The organism is Achromobacter ruhlandii (assembly GCF_002082135.1).
Taxonomy (GTDB): Bacteria; Pseudomonadota; Gammaproteobacteria; order Burkholderiales; family Burkholderiaceae_B; genus Achromobacter; species Achromobacter ruhlandii.
On sequence record NZ_CP017433.1, the window covers coordinates 5,390,091 to 5,411,228 of the forward strand.

Sequence of the window (21,138 nt, forward strand, 5' to 3'; positions counted from 1 at the left end):
CCGCCTTTTTTGCCGCAACCGGCTAGCCGGGTCTACGGTTTACTTCACCCCGTACTTCATCCGGTACGCCTGCACCGCCTCGCGGTGCTCGGCGAACGCGGCGTCGTCCTGCAGCAGCGCCATGATGTCGGCCAGCGAGGCAATCGCCACCACCGGGATACCGTAGGTCTTGGCCACGTCCTGCACCGCCGAGTGCGCGGACAGCGCGTCGTCGGCGCCCGCGCGTTCCATGCGGTCCATGGCGATCAGCACGGCGGCCGGTTCGGCGCCGGCGCTGCGGATGATCTCCACCGACTCGCGCACCGAGGTGCCCGCGGTGATCACGTCGTCGATGATGACGACCTTGCCCTTGAGCGGCGCGCCCACCAGCGTGCCGCCTTCGCCGTGGTCCTTGGCTTCCTTGCGGTTGTAGGCGAACGGCACGTCGCCGCGGCCCTGCATCGCCGGGTGGCCAGCCAGCGCCACGGCGGTGGCGGTGGCCAGCGGGATGCCCTTGTAGGCGGGCCCGAACAGCATGTCGAAGGCCACGCCCGAATCCAGCAGCGCCTGGGCGTAGAAGCCCGCCAGCTTGCCAACCGATGCGCCGCTGTTGAACAGGCCCGCGTTGAAGAAATAGGGACTGATACGACCGGACTTCACCTTGAAGCTGCCGAAGCGCAGCACGCCTTCGTTCAGGGCGAAGCGGACAAAGTCGAGCGAGGTGGCGGAGGCGGTATGGGCGGCAGACATGCGAGGAGGATCCGGGAGGTGGCAAACCCCGGCATTTTATCCCGCTGTCGGGGCCTTTCCCGGACAACGTCGCCCAGTCGGTTAAATTCCTGGCATTGTTCCGGCCGTTTCCGGCCGCTCTACAGGAGTCCCGCTTTGCTGCGCATCACGTCGATCAACCTCAATGGCATCCGGTCCGCCTTCCGCAAGGGCCTGCAACCCTGGATGGAAAAGCACGCCGCCGACGTGCTGTGCCTGCAGGAAATCAAGGTGTCCGACGAGGATCTGACCGACGACCTGCGCCACCCGCCGGGCTACACCGGCCACTTCCACCATGCCGTCAAGAAAGGCTACAGCGGCGTCGGCATCTACCTGCGCGACGCGGCCGAGCGCGTCAACATCGGCCTGGGCTGCGAGGAGTTCGACCCGGAAGGCCGTGTCATCCGCGCCGACTGGAAAAACCTGTCCGTGATCAGCGCCTACCTGCCCTCCGGTTCCAGCGGCGACGAACGCCAACAGGCCAAGTACCGCTTCCTGGACCGCTTCGGCCCGTGGATCGACGAACTGATGCACGAACACAAGAAGACCGGCCGCGAATTCATCATCTGCGGCGACTGGAACATCGCCCACAAGGAAATCGACCTCAAGAACTGGAAGGGCAACCTGAAGAACTCCGGTTTCCTGCCCGAGGAACGCGCCTGGCTGACCGACGTGTTCGACAAGCGCGGCTTCGTCGACGTGTTCCGCACCATCGACGACCGCCCCGACCAATACACCTGGTGGAGCAACCGCGGCCAGGCCTGGGCCAAGAACGTCGGGTGGCGCATCGACTACCAGATCGCCACGCCGGGCATCGCCGCCCGCGCGCGCAGCGTCGCCATCTACAAGGACGAACGTTTTTCCGACCACGCGCCGCTGACCATCGACTACGACGCCACGCTCTGAAAGACGGGCAGCGGAAGACGGCTTCCGCCGCCCGCGCGCATGATCCTGCTCAAAATATATTTAGGGACACATTAAGTGGATCTGGCCCTGCAAGATGAGGACCATATCCCGCCAAAAGGCTGGATTCCCCTATGGGGCGGCGATCCCGCGCCGCCTCCCAGATTTCCATAATATTGGGGACACATTAATTTTCCCTGTGAATTCAATGCCTCATGGCTTCTGCTATGACGTCTCGGGTTCCACACCCGCACGCCCAAGCATAATGCGCCCCCAATAAAAATAAGAAAAAGTGCTTTGATATCAAGACGATGGCGCACTTTCCGGCTTTGCGCAGGGCAACAAATTAGCCCTACAATCCCGCACCAAGCCGGTGCCAATCGCACCAAAACGGAGATACCGCGCCCCAAAACGGCGCATCTCCGCACCCATTCGAAGCGCCCCCAAGGAGATCATGTTGAAAGTGCAGCGTCTGGACGACTTCCTGCGTAGCGTCGCCGTGCGCGATCCGCAGCAACCGGAATTCATGCAAGCCGTCCAGGAGGTGATGCTGAGTCTGTGGCCTTTCATCGAAAAGCACCCCCACTACGCCGAGCACGCCCTGCTCGAGCGCCTGGTGGAACCGGAACGCGTGATCCAGTTCCGCGTGTGCTGGACCGACGACAAGGGCCAGGCGCAGGTCAACCGCGCTTTCCGCATCCAGCACAGCTCGGCCATCGGCCCGTTCAAGGGCGGCATGCGTTTCCACCCCTCGGTGAACCTGTCGATCCTGAAGTTCCTGGCGTTCGAGCAGACCCTGAAGAACTCGCTGACCACGCTACCCATGGGCGGCGGCAAGGGCGGCTCCGACTTCGACCCCAAGGGCAAGTCCGACGCCGAAGTCATGCGCTTCTGCCAGGCCCTGATGATCGAGCTGTACCGCCACCTGGGCCCGGACACCGACGTGCCGGCCGGCGACATCGGCGTGGGCGCGCGTGAAGTCGGCTTCATGGCCGGCATGATGAAGAAGCTGTCGAACTCCACCGCCAGCGTCTTCACCGGCAAGGGCCTGACCTTCGGCGGCAGCCTGATCCGCCCCGAAGCCACCGGCTACGGCACCGTCTACTTCGCCGAGGAAATGCTCAAGCGCGTTGGCAAATCGTTCGACGGCCTGCGCGTGTCGGTCTCGGGCTCGGGCAACGTGGCCCAGTACGCCATCGAGAAGGCCATGGCGCTGGGCGCCAAGGTCGTGACGGTGTCCGACTCGAACGGCACCGTGGTCGACGAAGCCGGCTTCAACCACGAGAAGCTGGTGGCGCTGATGCACGTCAAGAATGACCTGCGCGGCCGCCTGGACGCCTACGCGCGCCAATTCGGCCTGGTCTACGAACCCGGCAAGCGCCCGTGGCACGTGCCCGTGGACGTGGCCCTGCCCTGCGCCACCCAGAATGAACTGGAACTGGCCGACGCCGAAACGCTGATCAAGAACGGCGTACTGTGCGTGGCCGAAGGCGCCAACATGCCCGCCACCCTGGACGCCGCCAAGGCCTTCATCGCCGCCCGCGTGCTGTACGCCCCGGGCAAGGCCAGCAACGCTGGCGGCGTGGCCGTGTCGGGCCTGGAGATGGCCCAGAACTCGGCCCGCCTGGCGTGGACCCGCGAAGAAGTGGACACGCGCCTGCACGCCATCATGCGCGACATCCACGAGAACTGCGTGCGCCACGGCCACAGCGAGCGCGAATACGTGAACTACCTGGACGGCGCCAACATCGCCGGCTTCGTCAAGGTCGCCGACGCGATGCGCCAGCAAGGGCTGTACTGATCGACAGGCCGGCGCCGGAGGGCGCCGGCAATGCGACGATAAAAAGGCGGCGGGCTGTTCAAGCCTGCCGCCTTTTTCCATGGCGGACCGCCGCGCGGCCAGAGATCATTTCGGATCTCTGCCTTGCCTGCCCTGATGCCGCAGCGCCCGGCGCGAACGGCATACGTGCCGTACCGGCGCGCCGCCGATGCCGCCGGGATCAGTGCTTCATCGCCCCGTGGTCATGGCTCATGCCGGGATTGTGCGAAGCCGGCTTGACCTTGAACTGCACCGCCACCTCGCCCGCCTTTTCAAACTTGAGCGTGGCCGGCACGGTGGCGCCTTCGGCGAACGGCGCCTTCAGCTTGATGAACATGACGTGATAGCCGCCCGGCGAAAGTTTGACCTCGCCATTGGCCGGCAGCGGGATGCCGCCCTCGACCGGGCGCATCTTGGCCACGCCGTTGGCCGTTTCGACCGTATGCAGCTCGACGCGCTCGGCGGCGTCGGACGAGATCGACAGCAGGCGGTCGGGCGTCTTGGCCTCGTTGTCGATATCCATGTAGCCTGCGCCGTTGGATTGGCCCGGGGCGGACGCGCGCACCCAGAGATCATCGACCTCGACCTCGCCAACCTTGTAGTCCTTGGCCCAGGCGGACCCGGCCGCGCACAGGCCCAGGATGGCGACAGCGGCGAACTTGCGGATGTTCATGAGGTGTTCTCCTAAAGGGTTAACGCCGCCGGACCAGGCTGCGGGCGGCTGACAGAACCGAGTCGGTCAAAGCTTCCATGGCCTCGGAGTTTACCCGCCAATGCTGCCAATACAGGGGCACATCCTCCCAGGCGCGGCCTCGCAGCAGCACCAGATGACCTGCGTCAAGGTGTTCCTGCACCAGCGGCAGCGGATTCATCGTCCAGCCCAGCCCGCCCAGCGTGGCCTGCACGAAGGCGCGCGTGGACGGCACCCACCAGACCGGCGGCTGCCACGGCGCCGGGTCGGAGATCTTGTGGGCGAAGCGGGCCTGTAGCGCGTCCTTGCGGTTGAACACCAGCACCGGCGCCTGCGCCAGCGTCTGCGCGTTCACGCCTTGCGCGAAATAGCGCTTGTGGAAAGCCGGCGTGCATGTCGCCACATAGCGCATGCTGCCCAGCGCGTGGATGCGGCAGCCCTGCACCGGATCGGCCAGCGTCGTCACCGCGCCGAGCACCGAGCCGTTGCGCAGCAACGCGGCGGTATGGTCCTGGTCTTCGGACTGCATGTCGAGCGTGGCGCGGGTGCGGCTGGAAAACTGCAGCGCCGCGTCGACGAACCAGGTCTCCAGGCTGTCGTGGTTGACGGCGATGGGGATGCTGGCGTGCGGCACATCGTCGTCCGCCACGCCCAGCCGGTTCAGCGCGTCGTGCTCCAGCAGCGCGGTCTGCTCGGCCAATTGCACCAGTACCTGACCGTCGGCGGTGGCGGCGGCCGGCACGGTGCGCTGGACCAGCAGCCGGCCCATGCGGTCTTCGAGCGCCTTGATCCGCTGCGACACCGCCGACGGCGTCACGCTCAACGCCAGCGCGGCGCGTTCGAAACTGCCTTCGCGCACCACCGCGGCCAGGGCGCGCAGGTTGCCATGATCGATCTTCATAGGATTAGTTTTACTTAATATAGTGAAGGAAAATTAGCTGTATTTCATATTGGCGGCAAGCGAAAATGTTGCATTGCCGGCATGCGCGACGCTGCCGGCCCGGTATCCAAGCGCCGCCACAAGGCGTTGCAGTCAAAAGGTTCGCAGTCATGTTCGCCACGTTGTCCTCCCCCCTCTTCCTCACCGCCTGGGCCAGCGGCACGGCCACCGGGCTGGGCCTGTTCGCCGTCGTCGGCGCGCAGAGCGCATTCATCCTGCGCCAGGGATTGATGCGCGCGCACCTGCTGTCGGTGGTCGCCATCTGCGCCCTGATCGACGCCATCTTCATCTTCGCCAGCGTCTCGGGCCTGCAGGCCCTGACCGCCTGGTTCCCGTGGCTGACCACCGCGGTGCTGTGGTTCGGCGTGGCGTTCCTGTCCTGGTACGCGCTGCAATCGGCGCGCCGCGCCTGGACCGCCACCGGCGGCCTGGCCGCCGCGCGCGACGTGGTGCCCTCGCGCCGTGCCGCGATGCTGGGCGCCCTGGGCTTTTCGCTGCTGAACCCCCATTTCTGGCTCGACATGGTGGTGGTCGGCTCGCTGGCCCACGGCTTCGACGACGCCCGCATGGCATTCGCCGCCGGCGCCTTCACCGCCAGCCTGCTGTGGCTGGCTGTGCTGGGCATCGGCTCGCGCCTGTTCGCGCGCTTCTTCGCCAGCGCCTCGGCCTGGCGCGTGCTGGACGGCGTCATCGCCGTGGTCATGGCGGGCCTGGCGATCAGCCTGGCGGTCAAGGGCGTCTGACAGCCGTGCCCGGTACCGCCGCCTGTCCCAGCCCCGCCCACCCGGGGCCCGCGCGCTACACCGCCACCTTCATCTTCGCCAAGAAGCAGTTCGACGACGACTTCCACCGCCTCGACCAGGCCATCGCCACGGCGGCGCGGGCTACCCCCGGCTACGTGGGCGAAGAGGCCTGGGAAGATCCCGCGCGCGGCCTGTACGCCAATGTCTATTACTGGGAATCGCTTGAAGCCCTGGAAGCCCTGATCCGCCACCCTGCCCACCAGCAGGCCAAGGCCGCGCAGTCAGGCTGGCTGGACGGCTACCGGGTGATCATCGCCCAGGTGCTAAGGGAATACGGGGACGGACTGCCCGGTCCAGCACTTTTATAATCGCCGGGTTGCCACTCTTTCGTCGGGCGCATGGCCGGCCCGCCAGACGATCATGCGCGGACCCTCCCCTTCCAAAGACGTGCGCCTGCCGCCGCTGGCCGCCATCCAGGCCTTCGAGGCGGCCGCCCGGCTCGGTTCGTTCGAGCGCGCCAGCGAAGAACTGTTCGTCACCGCCAGCGCCATCGGCAAGCGCATCGCCGCGCTGGAAGCGCAGCTGGACGTCACCCTGTTCATCCGCAGCAGCCGCGGCGCCACCCTGAGCGCCGCCGGGCGCGAATACCTGGAGCAGGTGCGCACCGCGCTGGACCTGCTGTCGGACGCCTCGCTGCACAAGCGCGGCGAACCCAAGCTCGAGCCCCTGCGGGTCGTGTCCACGCCCACCTTCGCCCGTCAGGTGCTGATCCCCGCCCTGCCCGGTTTCACCGCCGCCCATCCGGACGTCGAGCTGGAGATCATGCTGTCCATTCCCTACCTGGACATCACGCCGCCGAACGCCGATGTCTGGATCCGCTTCGGCAGCGGCAAGTACCCCGGCCTGCATGCCCGGCCGCTGACCACCGACCCGGTGTTCGCCGTGTGCTCGCCGGCCTATCGCGACGCCCACGGCCCGTTCGACCGTCCCCAGGATCTGGCGCGCGCCGCGCTGCTGCGCTGCCCGATGGAACCCTGGCGTCCATGGCTGGCCGCGGCGGGATTGGACTGGCCCGAGCCCGCCCGCGGCGTCTGGCTGGTCGACCTGGGCATAATGCTGGCGGCGGCCCGCGCCGGCCAGGGCATCGCCTTGACCCGCCGCACCCTCGCCGCCGAATGGCTCGACGAAGGCAAATTGCTGCGCGTGCTCGACATCGAAACACCGGGTGAATCCCAGTACCACCTGTGCACCGAAATCTCGCGCCCGCCCGGCGGCGCGGCCCAAGCGTTTTCCCTATGGCTGGCGGAGGTCTGCGAACGCGCATCCCAGTGGCCGCGCGGCCTGCCGGCCAAGCCGGAATAAATTTCCAGTCCCGGGCGGAAGGAAATTCCGCGCGCCATGGCGCATCGCTGGCTAGGATGCGCCGAACGTGGCCGCGCGCCGGAGGCAGGCGCCGCGTCATGGCGTTGCCCGATCCTTTCCCATCGGATGCTGCATCGCAGCGCCCGGGTCCGGCACCCTTGCGCCCGTACTAGGTATTTACGCGGAAAAACCCCGCGCGGTCAGATTCGCGTAAGCGATTAAGCAGACAGTCACAACACGCAACACAGGAGCGCGCCACCAACCTCTTTCCTCGCCGCCTGGCGCCGGCACACGGTTTTCCACGCAGTTCTACTAATTACAACGGAGACATCCATGGATTTTCGTTTGAAGCTGCTTGCAGGAACCCTTGCTTTTGCCGTATCGGCCGCGGGCTACGCCGCCGACCCCATCAAGATCGGCGTGGCCGGTCCCTACACCGGGGGCTCGTCCTCCATGGGCGTCAGCATGCGCGACGGCGTGCGCCTGGCCATCGAGGAAATCAACAAGAGCGGCGGCGTGCTCGGCCGGCAACTGGTCGCGGTGGAGCGCGACGACGAAGCCAAGAACGAACGCGGCGTGCAGATCGCCCAGGAGCTGATCAACAAGGAACAGGTCACGGCCACGGTCGGCTACATCAACACCGGCGTGGCGCTGGCCTCGCAGCGCTTTTACCAGGACGCCAAGATCCCGGTGTTCAACAACGTCGCCACCGGCAGCGTCATCACGCACCAGTTCAAGGCGCCGGAATACCCGGACAACTACGTGTTCCGCAACGCGGCGCACGACAGCATCCAGGCGCCGATGATTGTCGAAGAAGCCATCACGCGCCGCGGCTTCAAAAAGGTCGCGATCCTGGCCGACTCCACCAACTACGGCCAGCTCGGCCGCGAGGACCTGGAAAAGGCCCTGGACGCCAAGGGCATCAAGCCGGTCGCCGTCGAGAAGTTCAACATCAAGGACGTCGACATGACGGCCCAGCTGCTCAAGGCCAAGGCCGCGGGCGCAGAAGCCGTGCTGACCTACGGCATCGGCCCCGAGCTGGCGCAGATCGCCAACGGCATGGCCAAGCTGGGCTGGAAGGTGCCGATCATCGGCAGCTGGACGCTGTCGATGGCCAACTACATCGACAACTCCGGCGCCAATGGCGAAGGCGCGCGCATGCCGCAGACCTTTATCCAGGACCCGGACACGCCCAAGCGCAAGGCGTTCATCGACGCCTACCTGGCCAAGTTCAAGCCCAAGAACAACCGCATCGACTCGCCGGTGTCGGCGGCCCAGGGCTATGACTCGATCTTCCTGCTGGCCGCGGCCATCAAGCAGGCCAACTCCACGGACGGCCCGAAGATCCGCGAAGCGCTCGAGAACCTGCAGACGCCCGTCGAAGGCGTGGTGATGACCTACAACAAGCCCTTCACCCACGACAACCACGACGCGATCACCGCCAAGGAAGTGGTCATCGGCGAGGTCAAGGGCGGCCGCGTGGTCAAGGCCAACTAGGTTCGTCCGCAGCAATGCGGCGGCGGCTGCCCGGCCGCCGCCGCCGGCGTCCCGGTGCGCGGGGTGCCGGCATGCAGTCGCCTGACAACAGCGTTCTGCCCAAGGGGGTTGGGACGGAACACAGCGCCTCACGACACATACCATGATTCTTCTACAGCTTATCTATAGCGGTATCGCGCTAGGCATGATCTATGCCGTCATCGCGTTCGGATACCAGCTCACCTTCGCCACATCCGGCACCCTGAACTTCGGCCAGGGCGAAGCCCTGATGCTGGGCGCGCTGGTCGGGCTCACGCTGGTCGGACTGGGCGTGAATTACTGGGTCATGATCCCCATCGTCTGCATCTTCGGCTTCGCGCAAGGCGTGCTGGTCGAGCGGGTCGGCGTGCGGCCGGCCATCAAGACGCGGTCGGAGTTCGGCTGGATCATGGCCACGATCGCGCTGGGCATCATCTTCAAGAACGTGGCCGAGAACGTCTGGGGCCGCGACGACCTGCGCTTTCCCTCGCCGCTGCCCGAGGCGCCGATCCAGGTGCTGGGCGCCAACGTGCTGCCGATGGAGCTGCTGGTGGTTTTCGGCGCGCTGGCGATGATGCTGCTGGTGGAAGTGTTCAACCGCAAATCCATCTATGGCAAGGCCTTCGTCGCCACCTCCAATGACCGCGACGCCGCCGGCCTGATGGGCATCAACACTGGCATGGTGATCACGTTTTCGTATGCCCTGTCGTCGCTGACCGCCGCCTTCGCGGGCGTGCTGGTGGCGCCGCTGACGCTGACCGGCGCCACCATGGGCGCGGTGCTGGGCCTGAAGGCCTTCGCGGTCGCCATCATCGGCGGCCTGTCCAGCGGCATGGGCGTGGTGGTGGGCGGCCTGATCCTGGGGATCGCCGAAACCACCACCGGCTTCTATCTTTCGACGGGGTACAAAGACGTGCCGGGACTGGTCCTGCTGCTACTCGTACTGACCTTCAAGCCCGCCGGCCTGTTCGGCAAGACCGCGATCAAGAAGGTGTAATCGATGAAACCCCTGCACCTTCTGCTATCCATTGTGGCCGTGGCCTGCCTGGCCGCCGTGCCGCTGGGCGTGACCAACACGTACTACCTGCACCTGATCGAAACCATCATGATCTATTCGATCCTGCTGTTCGGGCTCGATATCGTGGTGGGCTATACCGGCCAGGTGTCGCTGGGCCACGCCGGCCTGTTCGGCATCGGCTCGTATGTGGCCGGCGTGCTGTTCTTCCACCTGCAGATGCCGATCTGGGTAACGCTGCCGGCGGCCATCCTGATCGCGGCGGCGTTCGGCGCGGTGCTGGCGCTGCCGGCGCTGCGGGTCACCGGCCCGTATCTGGCGATGGTGACGCTGGCGTTCGGCACCATCATCCAGATCCTGATCAACGAGATGACCTTCATGACCGAAGGCCCCCTCGGCATCAAGATCCCCAAGCCGTCGATCGGCGGGCACATCCTGACCAAGAGCGAGTACTTCTGGCTGGTGGCGGCGTTGCTGGTGCTGTCGCTGATCGTGGTGCACCGCATCCTCAAATCGCACCTGGGCCGCTCGTTCGAGGCCCTGCGCGACAGCCCGATCGCGTCGGACTGCATGGGCGTGTCGGTCTACCGGCACAAGGTGTTCGCCTTCGTCATCAGCGCCGGCTTCGCCGGCCTGGCGGGCGCGCTGTACTCGTATTCCGAGCAGTACATCTCGCCCAACACCTACAACTTCGAACTGACCATCCTGTTCCTGCTGGCCATCATCATGGGCGGACGCAAGAGCCGCACCGGCGCGCTGCTGGGCGCGTCGATCATCGTGCTGCTGCCCAAGATGCTGGACGACATCGGCACCTTCCGCCTGATCGCGCTGGGCGTGGCGATCCTGGTGACGGTGGGTAGCGCCATCGCCATCTCCAAGGGCCGCACCGAGGCCCGCCGGGTGGCGGTGCCGGTGGTCGGCACCATCCTGCTGGCGGTGTTCTCCTACTGGCTGGACGCGGTGACCGACTGGCGCCTGACGATCTTCGGCGCCATGATCCTGTTCGTCGTGTACTACCTGCCCGACGGCATCGTCGGCTTCGTGCGCAACCTGTTCTTCTCGACCCGCCGCACGGCGCTGTCGGTCAAGAAGGACCTGGTCAAGGAGCAGGAGGCGGTCGTGCCCGAAAGCGCGCGCGGCCAGGGCGAGACCCTGTTGGCGGCCAAGCAGGTGCTGATGCAGTTCGGCGGCCTGAAGGCGCTCAACCAGGTCGACCTGACCATCAAGCGCGGCACCATCCACGGGCTGATCGGGCCGAACGGCTCGGGCAAGAGCACCATGATGAACGTGCTGACCGGCATCTACGTGCCGACGGCCGGCTCGGTGGAGTTCTCGGGCAAGTCGCTGGTGGGGCTGGCGCCGGCCGACATCGCCGCATCGGGCATCGCCCGCACGTTCCAGAACGTGCAACTGTTCGGCGAAATGACGGCGCTGGAGAACGTGCTGGTAGGCCTGCACCATACGTTCACCACCGGGTTGGCGGGCATCGCGCTGCGCACGTCCAAGTGGAAGGGCGAGGAGCAAGGTGCCCGCGCCCGCGCGCTGGCGCTGCTGGAGTTCGTCGGGCTGGAAAGCATGGCCAACGAGGAGGCGCGCAACCTGCCCTACGGCAAGCAGCGCCTGCTGGAGATCGCCCGCGCGCTGGCGCTGGATCCGCAATTGCTGCTGCTGGATGAGCCGGCGGCCGGCCTGACGGCGCCCGACATCGTCGAGCTGCTGGCCATCATCCGCAAGGTGCGCGACCACGGCATCACGCTGATCCTGATCGAGCACCACATGGACGTCGTGATGGGAGTATGCGACACCGTGTCGGTGCTGGACTTCGGCCAGAAGATCGCCGAGGGGCTGCCCAACGAAGTGCAGAGCAACGCCAAGGTTATCGAGGCGTATCTGGGCGGCGCGCCCGCCTGACGCCAAGGACGACAACATGCTATCGATCAAGAATCTGGAAGCGGGCTACGGGAAGGTGAAGGTGCTGCACGGCATCAGCATGGAGGTCCCGAAGGCCAAGGTGGTGACGCTGATCGGCTCGAACGGGGCCGGCAAGACGACGACGATGCGGGCGCTGTCGGGGATGATCCGGCCGACCGCGGGCGAGGTCACGTTGGGCGGCAAGCGCATCGACGGGCTGGAGTCGCATCGGATCGCGCGGCTGGGGTTGGCGCATTCGCCGGAAGGGCGGCGGGTGTTTCCTACGCTTTCCGTCACCGACAATCTGCTGCTGGGCGCATTTCCCCGGTTGACGGGGAGCCGGCCCAAGGGCGACGTGCAGGCGGACCTGGGGCGGGCGATGGATCTGTTCCCCCGCCTGAAGGAGCGGCGCGAGCAGTTGGCGGGGACGCTGTCGGGCGGCGAGCAGCAGATGCTGGCGATGGCGCGGGCGGTGATGCTGAATCCGGAGCTGGTGCTGCTGGATGAGCCGTCGATGGGGTTGGCGCCGATCCTGGTGGAGGAGGTTTTCCGGATCATTGCGCGGCTCAAGGATGAAGGGGTGACGATGTTGCTGGTCGAGCAGTTTGCGGCGGCGGCGTTGAATGTCGCGGATTATGGGTATGTGTTGGAGAATGGGCGGATTTCTGTGCATGGGAGTGCGGAGAAGTTGAAGCATGATCCGGCTGTGGTGGCGGCTTATCTTGGGGGGGCGCACTGATTCTTTTTGCTGGTAGGGGATTGAGTTCTTGAGACGCACGGCGGGGCGGCGGGCGGTGGCGGGCGGGGCTACGATTGCGGTCCGGAGCGTTCGCTCCGGACTTCCCCGTTGTCATCTTCGTCACAGCCTTCGGCTGCTCCTCTCAAGAAACTCCACTTAAGTCATTGATACCTCGTTGGTTTCTCCTGAGGCGGTTAACGGCACCAAGCTGTAGCCCATGGTCTCTGCACGTTTTGTCAGGTGATGCAGGACGCGTTGGCGGTGGCGTTCTTCGTAGTACAGCTCACCTTGGTCGACGTATTCGGACCCTTTGGTCAGTAGGGTGTAAATCAGTCGAGCCAGTTTGTGCGCGGCTGCGGTGATGGCGCGCCGCTTGTCCAGGCGAGCGCACAGCCTTCGGTAGTAGGCGCCTAAAGCGGACTGGCTGTGACGTAGCGCCATTGCCGCCAGACGCAGGGCCTGTGCGGCGCGGTTGGGTGAGCGTTTGGTGGCGCCGTTCAGAACCTTGCCTCCGGAGATGCGTGTGCCCGGGCACAAGCCTAACCACGAAGCGAAGTGCTTGGCCGAAGGGAAGCGGTTCATGTCCGGACCGACCTCGGCCAGAACGGTAAAGGCAGTCATCTCGTCGATGCCGTTGATGCGGGTCAGGTCCACGCCGCACATGGCAAATAGATGCGTGCGCAGATCGAAGGCCATGGCCTTTTTGGGCCAGCGGCGCTGCGACTTGCCCGGATCGCCGTCATGGCGGTGCAGTTTGTGCAGTTCGGCTTGGATGTGCTGATCGCAATCGTTGAGCAGTTGTTGATAGGTGTCGTACAGGGCCAGCGCTTGCCGCAACGCGAACAAGTGCTCGTGACGCCAGTTGCCTTGCAGCGCGGCAGCGATATCGTCCTCGCTGGCCTTGACCTGGCGCTTCTTCAGGCGGGCCAGTGCATGCGGGTCGCGCTCGCCACCGACGATGGCGCGGATGATGGCCTGACCGGTGACCCCGACCACGTCCGACAGCACTTGCGTGAGCTGAATGTTCATCTGGGCAAGTGCCTTCTGCATGTGCTGCACGTGGCGCACCTGCGAAGCAAGCAGCATCTCGCGCTGGCGCGAGAACTCGCGCAAGACGCAAATCTCGTCAGAGGGACGGAAGGCGCCGGCCAACAGGCCATAGCTCATGAGCTGTTGCAGCCACTGGCAGTCCAGGACATCGGACTTGCGGCCCGAGACGTTCTTCACGTGACGGGCGTTGACCAGGTAAACGGTGAAACCCTGGCTATCGAGCAGCTCATAAAGCGGGATCCAGTAAACGCCGGTGGACTCCATGGCCACGGCGGTAACGCCGCAGTCCTTGAGCCATTGCGCTAGGCGATACAAATCGGCCGTAAAGCTCTTGAACTCGCGGACAGGTTGGTCGTCGCGGTCATGAGGCACGGCGACGAAGTGGCTGGCCGACCCGATGTCGATGCCCGCGGCATCGGGATGGGCCAGGCTTAGGGTTGCATCGGACTTGCGAGGTGACATGGCTTGCTCCATCATCGCTAACGGAATGCCGCCAGGCATGGGTACGTCGTTGTACTCACTCTCTCAAACGGGATGCACGCGCTAAGCATGTGCTCACCAATGTCGGTGACGTCACCCGGGGCCATGCTTCAGTACGGGCGTGGGCAAACACGCACCATTGGAAGGTCGGTCTTTACCTGAGCGGCATTCCACCTTGCCACAGGTGCAGCCACGAAGACAGTTTCTTCGTCACGGGCGTCGTGAATGACGACTATTGGGCTTCAGATTCCCTCGGGCGCATCTACACGCCCCGCCCTCCGCCCGGCCCGGCCACCACGCTGCGTCAGTGTCAAGCGAAGCGCCGCTGGGGAGTCTTGCGTGCTTGGGCTTCGCGGCGACGCTGGTTTGTTCGATGGAAGATCTTGCGGGGTCGCCCAAGGCGGCCGCGCGGGCGGCCTTTTTGGGCGTTCAGTGGTGCGGCGTCGGCGTCCGGGTTTGCGGAGATGACGTAGGCGTCGTCAACAGGAAGGGCAGAGACAAGAGCGGCGATTTTGCGCTCTGGGAGGGACGGTCGCAAAGATGGGCGGCGGGGCTCAATCGAGCTTGTAGCTTTTCAGGTGGATGCTGGTTTCCGTGGCGGAGATGGCCTTGATGAGGCGGACGCGGTCCAGGACGCGGGACATTTCCTCGATGTTGGCCACGCGCAGTTCGGCCAGCAGGTCCCAGCGGCCGTTGGTGTCGTGCAGGGCGACGACGGCGGGGTCGCCCAGGAGGATGCTGACGACGCGGCGGGTTTCGTTGCCGTCGACGGCGATGTTCATCCAGGCACCGATCTGGTCGGGTTGGGATTCGGGGCGCAGCCGGACGGTGTAGCCGACGATGATGCCCTCGTCTTCCATGCGGGCGATGCGGTTGTTGATGGTGCCCCTTGATACGTCGAGCTTCTTGGCCAGGGTCGCGACGGTTGCGCGAGCGTCGGCGCGCAACAGACCCAGCAATTGCTGATCGAGTGTGTCCATGATTGTTCCCGCTAAAAATTGGCGCCAATTTCACATCTTATACGGATTCGACGCGATGCCGGCGCGCGCCATCGGGCGCACGGGCCTGGCGGGCGGTGGCGTGCTTTTGCCACGACCCCAATTTACCGCGTTTGGATTGGCGCCAATTTTTGCTATATTTCGGGCCGGTCGGGCAAGGTCCGACTCGGCTCGTGAGCGCCCCTGGTAGTGGTCCGCGCCGAACCAGTAAAGATTCTCAATGTGATTGACGCTCGTATTAATGACGCGCGCCCTCCCCCGCTTCCTGGACTCCCAATGCCGATTCGTTTTCCCCCGCGACGCCTGACGCTCGCGCTGGCCATGCTGACGCTGGCCGCCCACAGCCAGGCGCAGACCGCGGCAGACGCCACGCCCGCCGACAACACCCTGGGCGCGATCAGCGTCGTGGGCGACTGGCTGGAAAACCCGAATGAAGAGAAGGTGCTGGAACATGGCGGCGCGCGCACCATCATCGAGCGTTCGTCGTTCCAGGACACCGGCGCGACCAACGTGCGCGACGTCTTGCGCCGCGTGCCGGGCGTGCAGGTGCAGGAAAGCAATGGCACGGGCGGCAGCGATGTGTCGCTGAACGTGGGCGTGCGCGGGCTGACCTCGCGCCTGTCGCCGCGCTCGACCATTCTGATGGACGGCATTCCGCTGGCGGTGGCGCCCTATGGCCAGCCGCAGCTGTCGATGGCGCCGGTGTCGCTGGGCAACCTGTCGGCGGTGGACGTGGTGCGCGGCGCGGGCTCGGTGCGCTATGGCCCGCAGAACGTGGGCGGCATCATCAACTTCGTGACGCGCGCGATTCCGCGGGACTTCACCGCCGACGCCACGGTCGAGACCGACATGTACAGCCACGGCGGCGTGAAGACCTCGCCCAGCGCGTTCATCGGCGGCACCAATGAGCGGGGCCTGGGCGGCGCACTGCTTTATTCCGGCACGCACGGCAACGGCTTTCGCGAGAGCAACGACCGCGTGGACATCGATGACGTGATGCTCAAGGGCACCTATCGCATCGGCGCCGACGACAGCGTGTCGGCCGCGCTGCATCACTACGAAGGCCGCGCCGGCATGCCGGGCGGGCTGACCGCGCGGCAGTATTCCGAGGACCCGTTCCAGTCCACCCGGCCCTACGACAACTTCACCGGCCGCCGCACCGACGCCTCGTTCCGCTACAACCACGATGACGGCATCAACAAGTTCGAGCTGCTCACCTACTACACCGACAGCTTCCGCGGCAGCAGCATCGAGACCGAGGGCACCGGCGCCAACGCCGGCAAGCGCCGTCTGACGTTCAACCCGCGCAACTATCACACCTTCGCGATCGAGCCGCGCTATTCGCGCCTGTTCCGCGGCGCCGACGTGACACAGGAGATCAGCGTGGGCTACCGCTACCTGAAGGAAGCCAGCGACGAACGCGCCTCGCGCACCGCGTTCTACGTGCCGGACAGCGGCTTCGACCCGCTCGATGCGCCCAATCCGCAGTACCAGTACCGCACCGGCGGCACCACGGCGCATGCGGTCTACATCGATGACACCATCAACGTGGGCAACTGGACCATCACGCCGGGCCTGCGCTATGAATTCATCGACTCGTTCCTGAACGACAAGTCCAATCCCGCGGCCAGGACCCATACCAGCATCAAGTCCGAAGAACCCCTGCCCTCGCTGTCGGTGGTCTACCACGTCAGCGAACAATGGAGCGTGTTCGCCAACGCCGGCCAGTCATTCGGCCCGCTGCAGTACTTCCAGATCGCCTCGACCACCAACGGCCTGCATCCGGAAAAGGCCACCACCTATGAAGTCGGCACGCATTTCAATAGCGGCGGCTGGAAGGGCGAACTGACGCTGTTCAACATCGACTTCGACGACGAACTGCAGTTGCGCGGCGGCACCAACGGCGGCTCGGACGCCTGGACCAACCTGGGCGCCACCCGCCACCGCGGGCTGGAAACCGGCCTGTCGTACGACCTGGGCGAACTGTCGGCGGCGCTGTCGGGCCTGTCGCTGTACGGCACCTATACCTACACCCAGGCCACCTACAAGGCCGGCGTGTTCGAGGGCCGCGACCTGCCCTTCTATTCGCGCAACGTGGCCTCGCTGGGCGCGCGCTACACGCGCAACCAGTGGACCTTCAACGTCGATACCTTCCTGCAGTCCAAGCAGCGCTCGCCCGGCGCCCCCGATCCCGGCGCCCGCTACCAGACCGAAGAAAGCGCCAACGGCGCCTATGGCGACATTCCGGGCTACGGCACGGTGCACGTGCGCGCCGCCTACGACTTCGGCAAGCAGATGCACAACCTGAACATCGCGCTGGGCGTGAAGAACCTGTTCGACAAGCGCTACTTCACGCGTTCCACCGACAACAACGCCGGCAAGTACGTGGGCATGCCGCGCACGGTGTACCTGCAAGCCTCGCTGGCGTACTGAGGCATCGCCGCCGGGTCGGGCCCACGCCGGCGGCGTGGCGCCCGACCCGACGGTTAGCCCAATGCCGCCACCAGCCTGCCGACCTCGGCGATGCAGCGGTCGCGCTCCTCCATCGGCACCGCGGTGGTTTCCAGATAGGCCGCGATGATGATCGGCGCCGCGCCCGGCGGCTGCGCAAAGCCGGCGTCGTTGCAGCCCACCTTCGAATAGGTGCCGGTCTTCTCGCCGATTTTCCAATCCGCCGGCATGCCGGCGCGCAGGCGCTTGCCGCCCGTCGTGTTGGCCAGCAGCCAGGATTGCAGTTGCTGCCGCGATTGCGGCTTGAGCGCGTCGCCGAACAATAGCGTGTCCAGCGTGCGCGCCATGGCCCGCGGGGTGGTGGTGTCTTGCGGCTCGCTCGGATGCGGGCGGTTCAGTTCGGGTTCATAACGATCATGACGCGTGACGGTATCGCCCAGGCCGCGCAGGTAGCGGGTCAGGGCCTGCGGGCCGCCATAGCTCTTGTGCATGAGGTTGACCGCCGCGTTGTCGCTGGTGGTGATCGTCGCTTCACAGAGTTCGGCCAAGGTCATTCCTCGCGGCCCGACATGCAGCCGCGTGACCGGCGAATACCCCTGCACATCGGCATCGGTGATCGGGATGCGGCGCGACAGCTGATCCTCGCCACGGTCGGCCCGCGCCAGCACATAGGCCGCCGACAGCGTCTTGAAGGAACTGAGCATCAAAAAACGTTCGTCGGCGCGATAGCCGGCGGCCTGCCCGCTGCCCACGTCGAGCAGGGCCACGCCCAGCCGGCCACGGCTGGCCGCCTCCAGCTTGGCCAGGGACTGTTGGAATGTCGCGAGACTGTCGCGCGTCCATCGAGTTTTCTTATCCGTCCTGGCGTGCGCCAGGGCGGGCATCCCGCCGGCCAGCACGGCCAAGGCGATGAAGGTTCTTCTCGTCAGCAAGGCGTTCTCCTTTAAAAACGCTTGCATTCTAGAGGCTGGACGGCGCGGCCAACAAACGGGAATAATTGTGGCCATCCCATAGAAAAACTAATGCGTCGCCGTGGACCTGCCTCTTAACGCCCTGAGGGCCTTCCAAGTGTCGGCGCGACACCTGAGCTTCACGCGCGCCGCGCAGGAACTGAACCTGACGCAGGCGGCCGTCAGCCAGCACGTCAAGAACCTGGAGGCGCGGCTGGGCGTGGCATTGTTCCGGCGCGTGCCACGCGGCCTGGTGCTGACGGACGAGGGCCTGGCGCTGGTGCCGGTATTGTCTGAATCCTTCGACCGGATCACCTCCGCGCTGCAGGGCTATCGCGGCAAGGTGCGGCGGCAGGTCCTGTCGGTGGGCGTGGTGGGCACGTTCGCGGTGGGCTGGCTGCTGCCCCGGATGCGCGATTTCCAGGCGCGCCATCCGCACGTGGATCTGCGCGTGTTCTCGAACAACAATCGTGTCGACCTGGCCGCCGAGGGTCTGGACCTGGCGATACGGTTCGGGGATGGCAATTGGCATGGCATCGATGCGCAGCCGCTGTTGTCGGCGCCCCTGTCGCCGGTCTGCGCTCCCGCCCTGGCGCCGCGCCTGCGCGCGCCGCGCGACGTGCTGCGCGAGCCGCTGCTGCGATCCTATCGACCGGATGAATGGCCCGCCTGGTTTGCCGCGGCCGGCCTGGAGCCCCCGCTGGTGCAGGGGTCGATGTTCGATTCTTCGCTGGTATTGGCCGACGCGGCCGCGCAGGGCGCCGGCGTCGCCCTGCTGCCCACGCGCCTGTTCGAGCGCGAGTTCCTGTCGGGCCGGCTGGTGCGCCCGTTCGCGCTGGAAGTGGAAACCGGCCAGTACTGGCTCACCCGCATCGCCAGCCGCCGTCCGACGGCCGCCATGCAGGCATTCGGCGCGTGGATGCACGATGCGCTGAGCGCCTGGCCGCAAGCGGCCATGGCGGGCTGAGCCGGCGGCCCGCGACGGAGCCGCGGCGCCCTACTTGCCCAACAAGCGCTTGACGCCGCTGACCACGCCCAGCGCCACCGCGCCGGCGGCGACGCCGAACAGGGCGCTGAGCAAGGTCGACACCAGCGGCGGCAACAGGCCGCCGCCGCTGGCGGCCGCGACATGCTCGATGGCCGTGCCCACCGGCGCGATGCCATGCGTCAGGATGCCGCCGCCCACCATGAACATGGCGGCGGTGCCCGCCACTGACAAGGTCTTCATCAGGTAGGGCGCGGCCGCCACGATGCGCTTGCCGAGGGCGGCGACCAGCGCGGCGCGACGGCCGCTCAGGTACAGGCCCAGGTCGTCCAGCTTGACGATGCCGGCCACCAGCCCGTAGACGCCCACCGTCATGACCAGTGCGATGCCGGCCAGCACCACCGTCTGGCGCAGCAGATCGGCGCCGGCCACCGCGCCCAGGGTGATGGCGATGATCTCCGCCGACAGGATGAAGTCGGTGCGCACCGCGCCCTTGATCTTGTCGCGCTCGAACGCCACCATGTCGACCGCCGCGTCCTGCAGGGCCTCGGCGCGGGCCGCATGATTGCCCTCGGCCGTGTCGCCGTGCGGCAGGAATTTGTGCGCCAGTTTTTCCACGCCCTCGAAGCACAGGAACAGGCCGCCGGCCATCAGCAGCGGTGTCACCGCCCAGGGCGCGAAAGCGCTGATCACCAGGGCCGACGGCACCAGGATCAGCTTGTTGATGAGCGAGCCCTTGGCCACCGCCCACACGACCGGCAGTTCGCGATTGACCGGCACGCCCGAAACCTGCTGCGCATTCAGCGCCAGGTCGTCGCCCAGCACGCCGGCGGTTTTCTTGGCCGCCACCTTGGTCATGACGGAGACGTCGTCCAGGATGGTGGCGATGTCGTCGAACAGTGCGAAGAAGCTGCTGCCGGCCATGGCGGTTTCCGCAAAAGGGGAGATGCCCGAGTGTACAGGCGTCCGCCGGCCTGGAAAGGCGCCCCTCACATGACCGTTTCCGCCCGTTACCTGTCCGCGCGCGGCGTCGGCGCGGCGCGCCGGGGCGGGTATGCTGGCCGGGATCGCCCTCTTCAAGGAAACCGCCATGCTCGAATTGCGCCCCAACTGCGAACATTGCGACGCCGACCTGCCGCCCGCCTCGACCGAAGCCCGCATATGCAGCTTTGAATGCACCTTCTGCGCGCGCTGCGCCGACCAGGTGCTGGGCAACGTCTGCCCCAATTGCGGCGGCGGCTTCGCGCCGCGGCCGGTGCGGCCGGCCACGGACCGGCGCAACGGCAATTTCCTGGGCAGGTATCCGGCCAGCGCCACGCGCAAGCACCGGCCCGCCGACCTGGCCGCCCACGCCCTGCTGCGGCAGGCGCTGCGGGACATCGCCGCGCAGGACCGCTAATACGCCAGATCGACGCCGGCCCCCCCCCCGCGCGGGCTCGGTCCTAAGGCCTGAGGCGGCGCGGACGCCGCGTCAGGCCTTGATATACACCCAGGCGTGCACGCCGGACTTGAGCAGCACCGAAACGCGCTTGTAGTCCGACACTTCGTAGCGGTCGGCGGCTTCCAGTTCCTGCTGCGTGATCTCGAACACCATGCCCGGCACCTCGTCCTTGGGATCGTAGCTGGCATAGACGATGGGGTGGCGCGCCAGGCCGCTGGTCTTGATCACCTCGGGATCGGTGATGTCGACCCAGCGCTGCACATAACCCGTCATGGCGTCCGCGCGGCCAGTGAGCTCGCGGCCGAAATTGGCGCGTTGCACCGCCTTGTCCTGCAGCGTGCCGTAGGAAAACAGCAGGACGTGGGTTTCGTTCGATTCAGGCACCTTTGTGTCCTTAA

The 21,138-nt window shown here is 66.1% G+C and carries 20 protein-coding genes; 12 read left to right on the plus strand and 8 right to left on the minus strand.

Features of this window, described 5'->3' with window-relative positions:
* Positions 1-39 precede the first annotated feature (39 nt).
* Positions 40-729, minus strand: coding sequence for an orotate phosphoribosyltransferase (pyrE, locus tag AruCF_RS24475; RefSeq protein ID WP_049076939.1), 690 nt, complete (start codon positions 727-729; stop codon positions 40-42).
* A 135-nt stretch (positions 730-864) separates the two neighbouring features.
* Here pyrE and AruCF_RS24480 point away from each other — a divergent pair, with 135 nt between their 5' ends.
* Positions 865-1,653, plus strand: a complete 789-nt coding sequence (locus AruCF_RS24480) for an exodeoxyribonuclease III (protein WP_049076940.1) — start codon at positions 865-867, stop codon at positions 1,651-1,653.
* Between the two features lie 451 nt (positions 1,654-2,104).
* A complete protein-coding gene (gene gdhA / locus AruCF_RS24485) occupies positions 2,105-3,451 on the plus strand; it encodes an NADP-specific glutamate dehydrogenase (RefSeq protein ID WP_049076942.1) in 1,347 nt (448 codons plus the stop codon).
* Between the two features lie 199 nt (positions 3,452-3,650).
* On the opposite strand, the gene AruCF_RS24490 is transcribed toward gdhA, so the two are convergent.
* A complete protein-coding gene (locus AruCF_RS24490) occupies positions 3,651-4,142 on the minus strand; it encodes a copper chaperone PCu(A)C (protein ID WP_049076944.1) in 492 nt (163 codons plus the stop codon).
* A 19-nt stretch (positions 4,143-4,161) separates the two neighbouring features.
* Positions 4,162-5,061 carry a LysR family transcriptional regulator ArgP gene (locus AruCF_RS24495; RefSeq protein ID WP_049076946.1) on the minus strand — a complete coding sequence of 300 codons (900 nt, stop codon included), beginning with the start codon at positions 5,059-5,061 and terminating at the stop codon, positions 4,162-4,164.
* Between the two features lie 149 nt (positions 5,062-5,210).
* On the opposite strand from AruCF_RS24495, the gene AruCF_RS24500 reads away from it, so the two are divergent.
* From AruCF_RS24500 to AruCF_RS24530, 7 genes are all read left to right on the plus strand, one after another.
* Positions 5,211-5,843, plus strand: a complete 633-nt coding sequence (locus AruCF_RS24500; RefSeq protein WP_049076948.1) for a LysE/ArgO family amino acid transporter — start codon at positions 5,211-5,213, stop codon at positions 5,841-5,843.
* Positions 5,844-5,848: 5 nt separating this feature from the next.
* Positions 5,849-6,211 (plus strand): antibiotic biosynthesis monooxygenase family protein, encoded by a 363-nt coding sequence (locus tag AruCF_RS24505; protein ID WP_083036907.1) that lies wholly within the window; start codon positions 5,849-5,851, stop codon positions 6,209-6,211.
* Positions 6,212-6,263: 52 nt separating this feature from the next.
* Positions 6,264-7,205, plus strand: coding sequence for a LysR substrate-binding domain-containing protein (locus AruCF_RS24510; RefSeq protein WP_049076951.1), 942 nt, complete (start codon positions 6,264-6,266; stop codon positions 7,203-7,205).
* Positions 7,206-7,538: 333 nt separating this feature from the next.
* Positions 7,539-8,702, plus strand: coding sequence for an ABC transporter substrate-binding protein (locus tag AruCF_RS24515; RefSeq protein ID WP_049076952.1), 1,164 nt, complete (start codon positions 7,539-7,541; stop codon positions 8,700-8,702).
* 142 nt (positions 8,703-8,844) lie between these two features.
* Positions 8,845-9,717, plus strand: a complete 873-nt coding sequence (locus AruCF_RS24520; protein WP_049076953.1) for a branched-chain amino acid ABC transporter permease — start codon at positions 8,845-8,847, stop codon at positions 9,715-9,717.
* Between the two features lie 3 nt (positions 9,718-9,720).
* On the plus strand, positions 9,721-11,646 hold the full coding sequence (locus AruCF_RS24525; protein ID WP_049076954.1) for a branched-chain amino acid ABC transporter ATP-binding protein/permease: 1,926 nt from the start codon (positions 9,721-9,723) through the stop codon (positions 11,644-11,646).
* A gap of 16 nt (positions 11,647-11,662) precedes the next feature.
* Complete coding sequence (locus tag AruCF_RS24530; RefSeq protein WP_047992089.1) at positions 11,663-12,385, plus strand: ABC transporter ATP-binding protein; 723 nt, start codon at positions 11,663-11,665, stop codon at positions 12,383-12,385.
* Positions 12,386-12,541: 156 nt separating this feature from the next.
* Here the strand turns inward: AruCF_RS24530 and AruCF_RS24535 are convergent, their stop codons facing one another.
* Positions 12,542-13,897: an IS110 family RNA-guided transposase gene (locus AruCF_RS24535; protein ID WP_049073553.1), complete on the minus strand. Its 1,356-nt coding sequence runs from the start codon at positions 13,895-13,897 to the stop codon at positions 12,542-12,544.
* Positions 13,898-14,469: 572 nt separating this feature from the next.
* Positions 14,470-14,895 carry an Lrp/AsnC family transcriptional regulator gene (locus AruCF_RS24540; RefSeq protein ID WP_047992161.1) on the minus strand — a complete coding sequence of 142 codons (426 nt, stop codon included), beginning with the start codon at positions 14,893-14,895 and terminating at the stop codon, positions 14,470-14,472.
* A 294-nt stretch (positions 14,896-15,189) separates the two neighbouring features.
* Between AruCF_RS24540 and AruCF_RS24545 the strand changes: the two genes are divergently transcribed.
* A complete protein-coding gene (locus AruCF_RS24545) occupies positions 15,190-17,346 on the plus strand; it encodes a TonB-dependent receptor family protein (protein ID WP_049071976.1) in 2,157 nt (718 codons plus the stop codon).
* Positions 17,347-17,399: 53 nt separating this feature from the next.
* Here AruCF_RS24545 and blaAXC read toward each other — a convergent pair whose 3' ends face one another.
* Positions 17,400-18,323, minus strand: a complete 924-nt coding sequence (gene blaAXC / locus AruCF_RS24550; RefSeq protein WP_063569292.1) for an AXC family carbapenem-hydrolyzing class A beta-lactamase — start codon at positions 18,321-18,323, stop codon at positions 17,400-17,402.
* Between the two features lie 73 nt (positions 18,324-18,396).
* Here blaAXC and axcR point away from each other — a divergent pair, with 73 nt between their 5' ends.
* Complete coding sequence (gene axcR, locus AruCF_RS24555; protein ID WP_049071975.1) at positions 18,397-19,281, plus strand: putative beta-lactamase transcriptional repressor AxcR; 885 nt, start codon at positions 18,397-18,399, stop codon at positions 19,279-19,281.
* A gap of 30 nt (positions 19,282-19,311) precedes the next feature.
* On the opposite strand, the gene AruCF_RS24560 is transcribed toward axcR, so the two are convergent.
* A complete protein-coding gene (locus AruCF_RS24560; RefSeq protein WP_049071972.1) occupies positions 19,312-20,223 on the minus strand; it encodes a DUF808 domain-containing protein in 912 nt (303 codons plus the stop codon).
* Between the two features lie 166 nt (positions 20,224-20,389).
* On the opposite strand from AruCF_RS24560, the gene AruCF_RS24565 reads away from it, so the two are divergent.
* On the plus strand, positions 20,390-20,698 hold the full coding sequence (locus AruCF_RS24565) for a DUF1272 domain-containing protein (protein WP_049077517.1): 309 nt from the start codon (positions 20,390-20,392) through the stop codon (positions 20,696-20,698).
* Positions 20,699-20,770: 72 nt separating this feature from the next.
* On the opposite strand, the gene AruCF_RS24570 is transcribed toward AruCF_RS24565, so the two are convergent.
* On the minus strand, positions 20,771-21,124 hold the full coding sequence (locus AruCF_RS24570; RefSeq protein WP_049071971.1) for a gamma-glutamylcyclotransferase family protein: 354 nt from the start codon (positions 21,122-21,124) through the stop codon (positions 20,771-20,773).
* Between the last annotated feature and the right edge of the window lie 14 nt (positions 21,125-21,138).

Bases quoted from the DNA above. Each gene is read 5' to 3' on its own strand.
- pyrE (WP_049076939.1), bottom strand. From the start codon at position 729: ATGTCTGCCGCCCATACCGCCTCCGCCACCTCGCTCGACTTTGTCCGC.
- gdhA (WP_049076942.1), top strand. From the start codon at position 2,105: ATGTTGAAAGTGCAGCGTCTGGACGACTTCCTGCGTAGCGTCGCCGTG.
- AruCF_RS24490 (WP_049076944.1), bottom strand. From the start codon at position 4,142: ATGAACATCCGCAAGTTCGCCGCTGTCGCCATCCTGGGCCTGTGCGCG.
- AruCF_RS24495 (WP_049076946.1), bottom strand. From the start codon at position 5,061: ATGAAGATCGATCATGGCAACCTGCGCGCCCTGGCCGCGGTGGTGCGC.
- AruCF_RS24500 (WP_049076948.1), top strand. From the start codon at position 5,211: ATGTTCGCCACGTTGTCCTCCCCCCTCTTCCTCACCGCCTGGGCCAGC.
- AruCF_RS24510 (WP_049076951.1), top strand. From the start codon at position 6,264: ATGCGCGGACCCTCCCCTTCCAAAGACGTGCGCCTGCCGCCGCTGGCC.
- AruCF_RS24515 (WP_049076952.1), top strand. From the start codon at position 7,539: ATGGATTTTCGTTTGAAGCTGCTTGCAGGAACCCTTGCTTTTGCCGTA.
- AruCF_RS24520 (WP_049076953.1), top strand. From the start codon at position 8,845: ATGATTCTTCTACAGCTTATCTATAGCGGTATCGCGCTAGGCATGATC.
- AruCF_RS24525 (WP_049076954.1), top strand. From the start codon at position 9,721: ATGAAACCCCTGCACCTTCTGCTATCCATTGTGGCCGTGGCCTGCCTG.
- AruCF_RS24530 (WP_047992089.1), top strand. From the start codon at position 11,663: ATGCTATCGATCAAGAATCTGGAAGCGGGCTACGGGAAGGTGAAGGTG.
- AruCF_RS24535 (WP_049073553.1), bottom strand. From the start codon at position 13,897: ATGTCACCTCGCAAGTCCGATGCAACCCTAAGCCTGGCCCATCCCGAT.
- AruCF_RS24540 (WP_047992161.1), bottom strand. From the start codon at position 14,895: ATGGACACACTCGATCAGCAATTGCTGGGTCTGTTGCGCGCCGACGCT.
- AruCF_RS24545 (WP_049071976.1), top strand. From the start codon at position 15,190: ATGCCGATTCGTTTTCCCCCGCGACGCCTGACGCTCGCGCTGGCCATG.
- blaAXC (WP_063569292.1), bottom strand. From the start codon at position 18,323: ATGCAAGCGTTTTTAAAGGAGAACGCCTTGCTGACGAGAAGAACCTTC.
- AruCF_RS24560 (WP_049071972.1), bottom strand. From the start codon at position 20,223: ATGGCCGGCAGCAGCTTCTTCGCACTGTTCGACGACATCGCCACCATC.
- AruCF_RS24565 (WP_049077517.1), top strand. From the start codon at position 20,390: ATGCTCGAATTGCGCCCCAACTGCGAACATTGCGACGCCGACCTGCCG.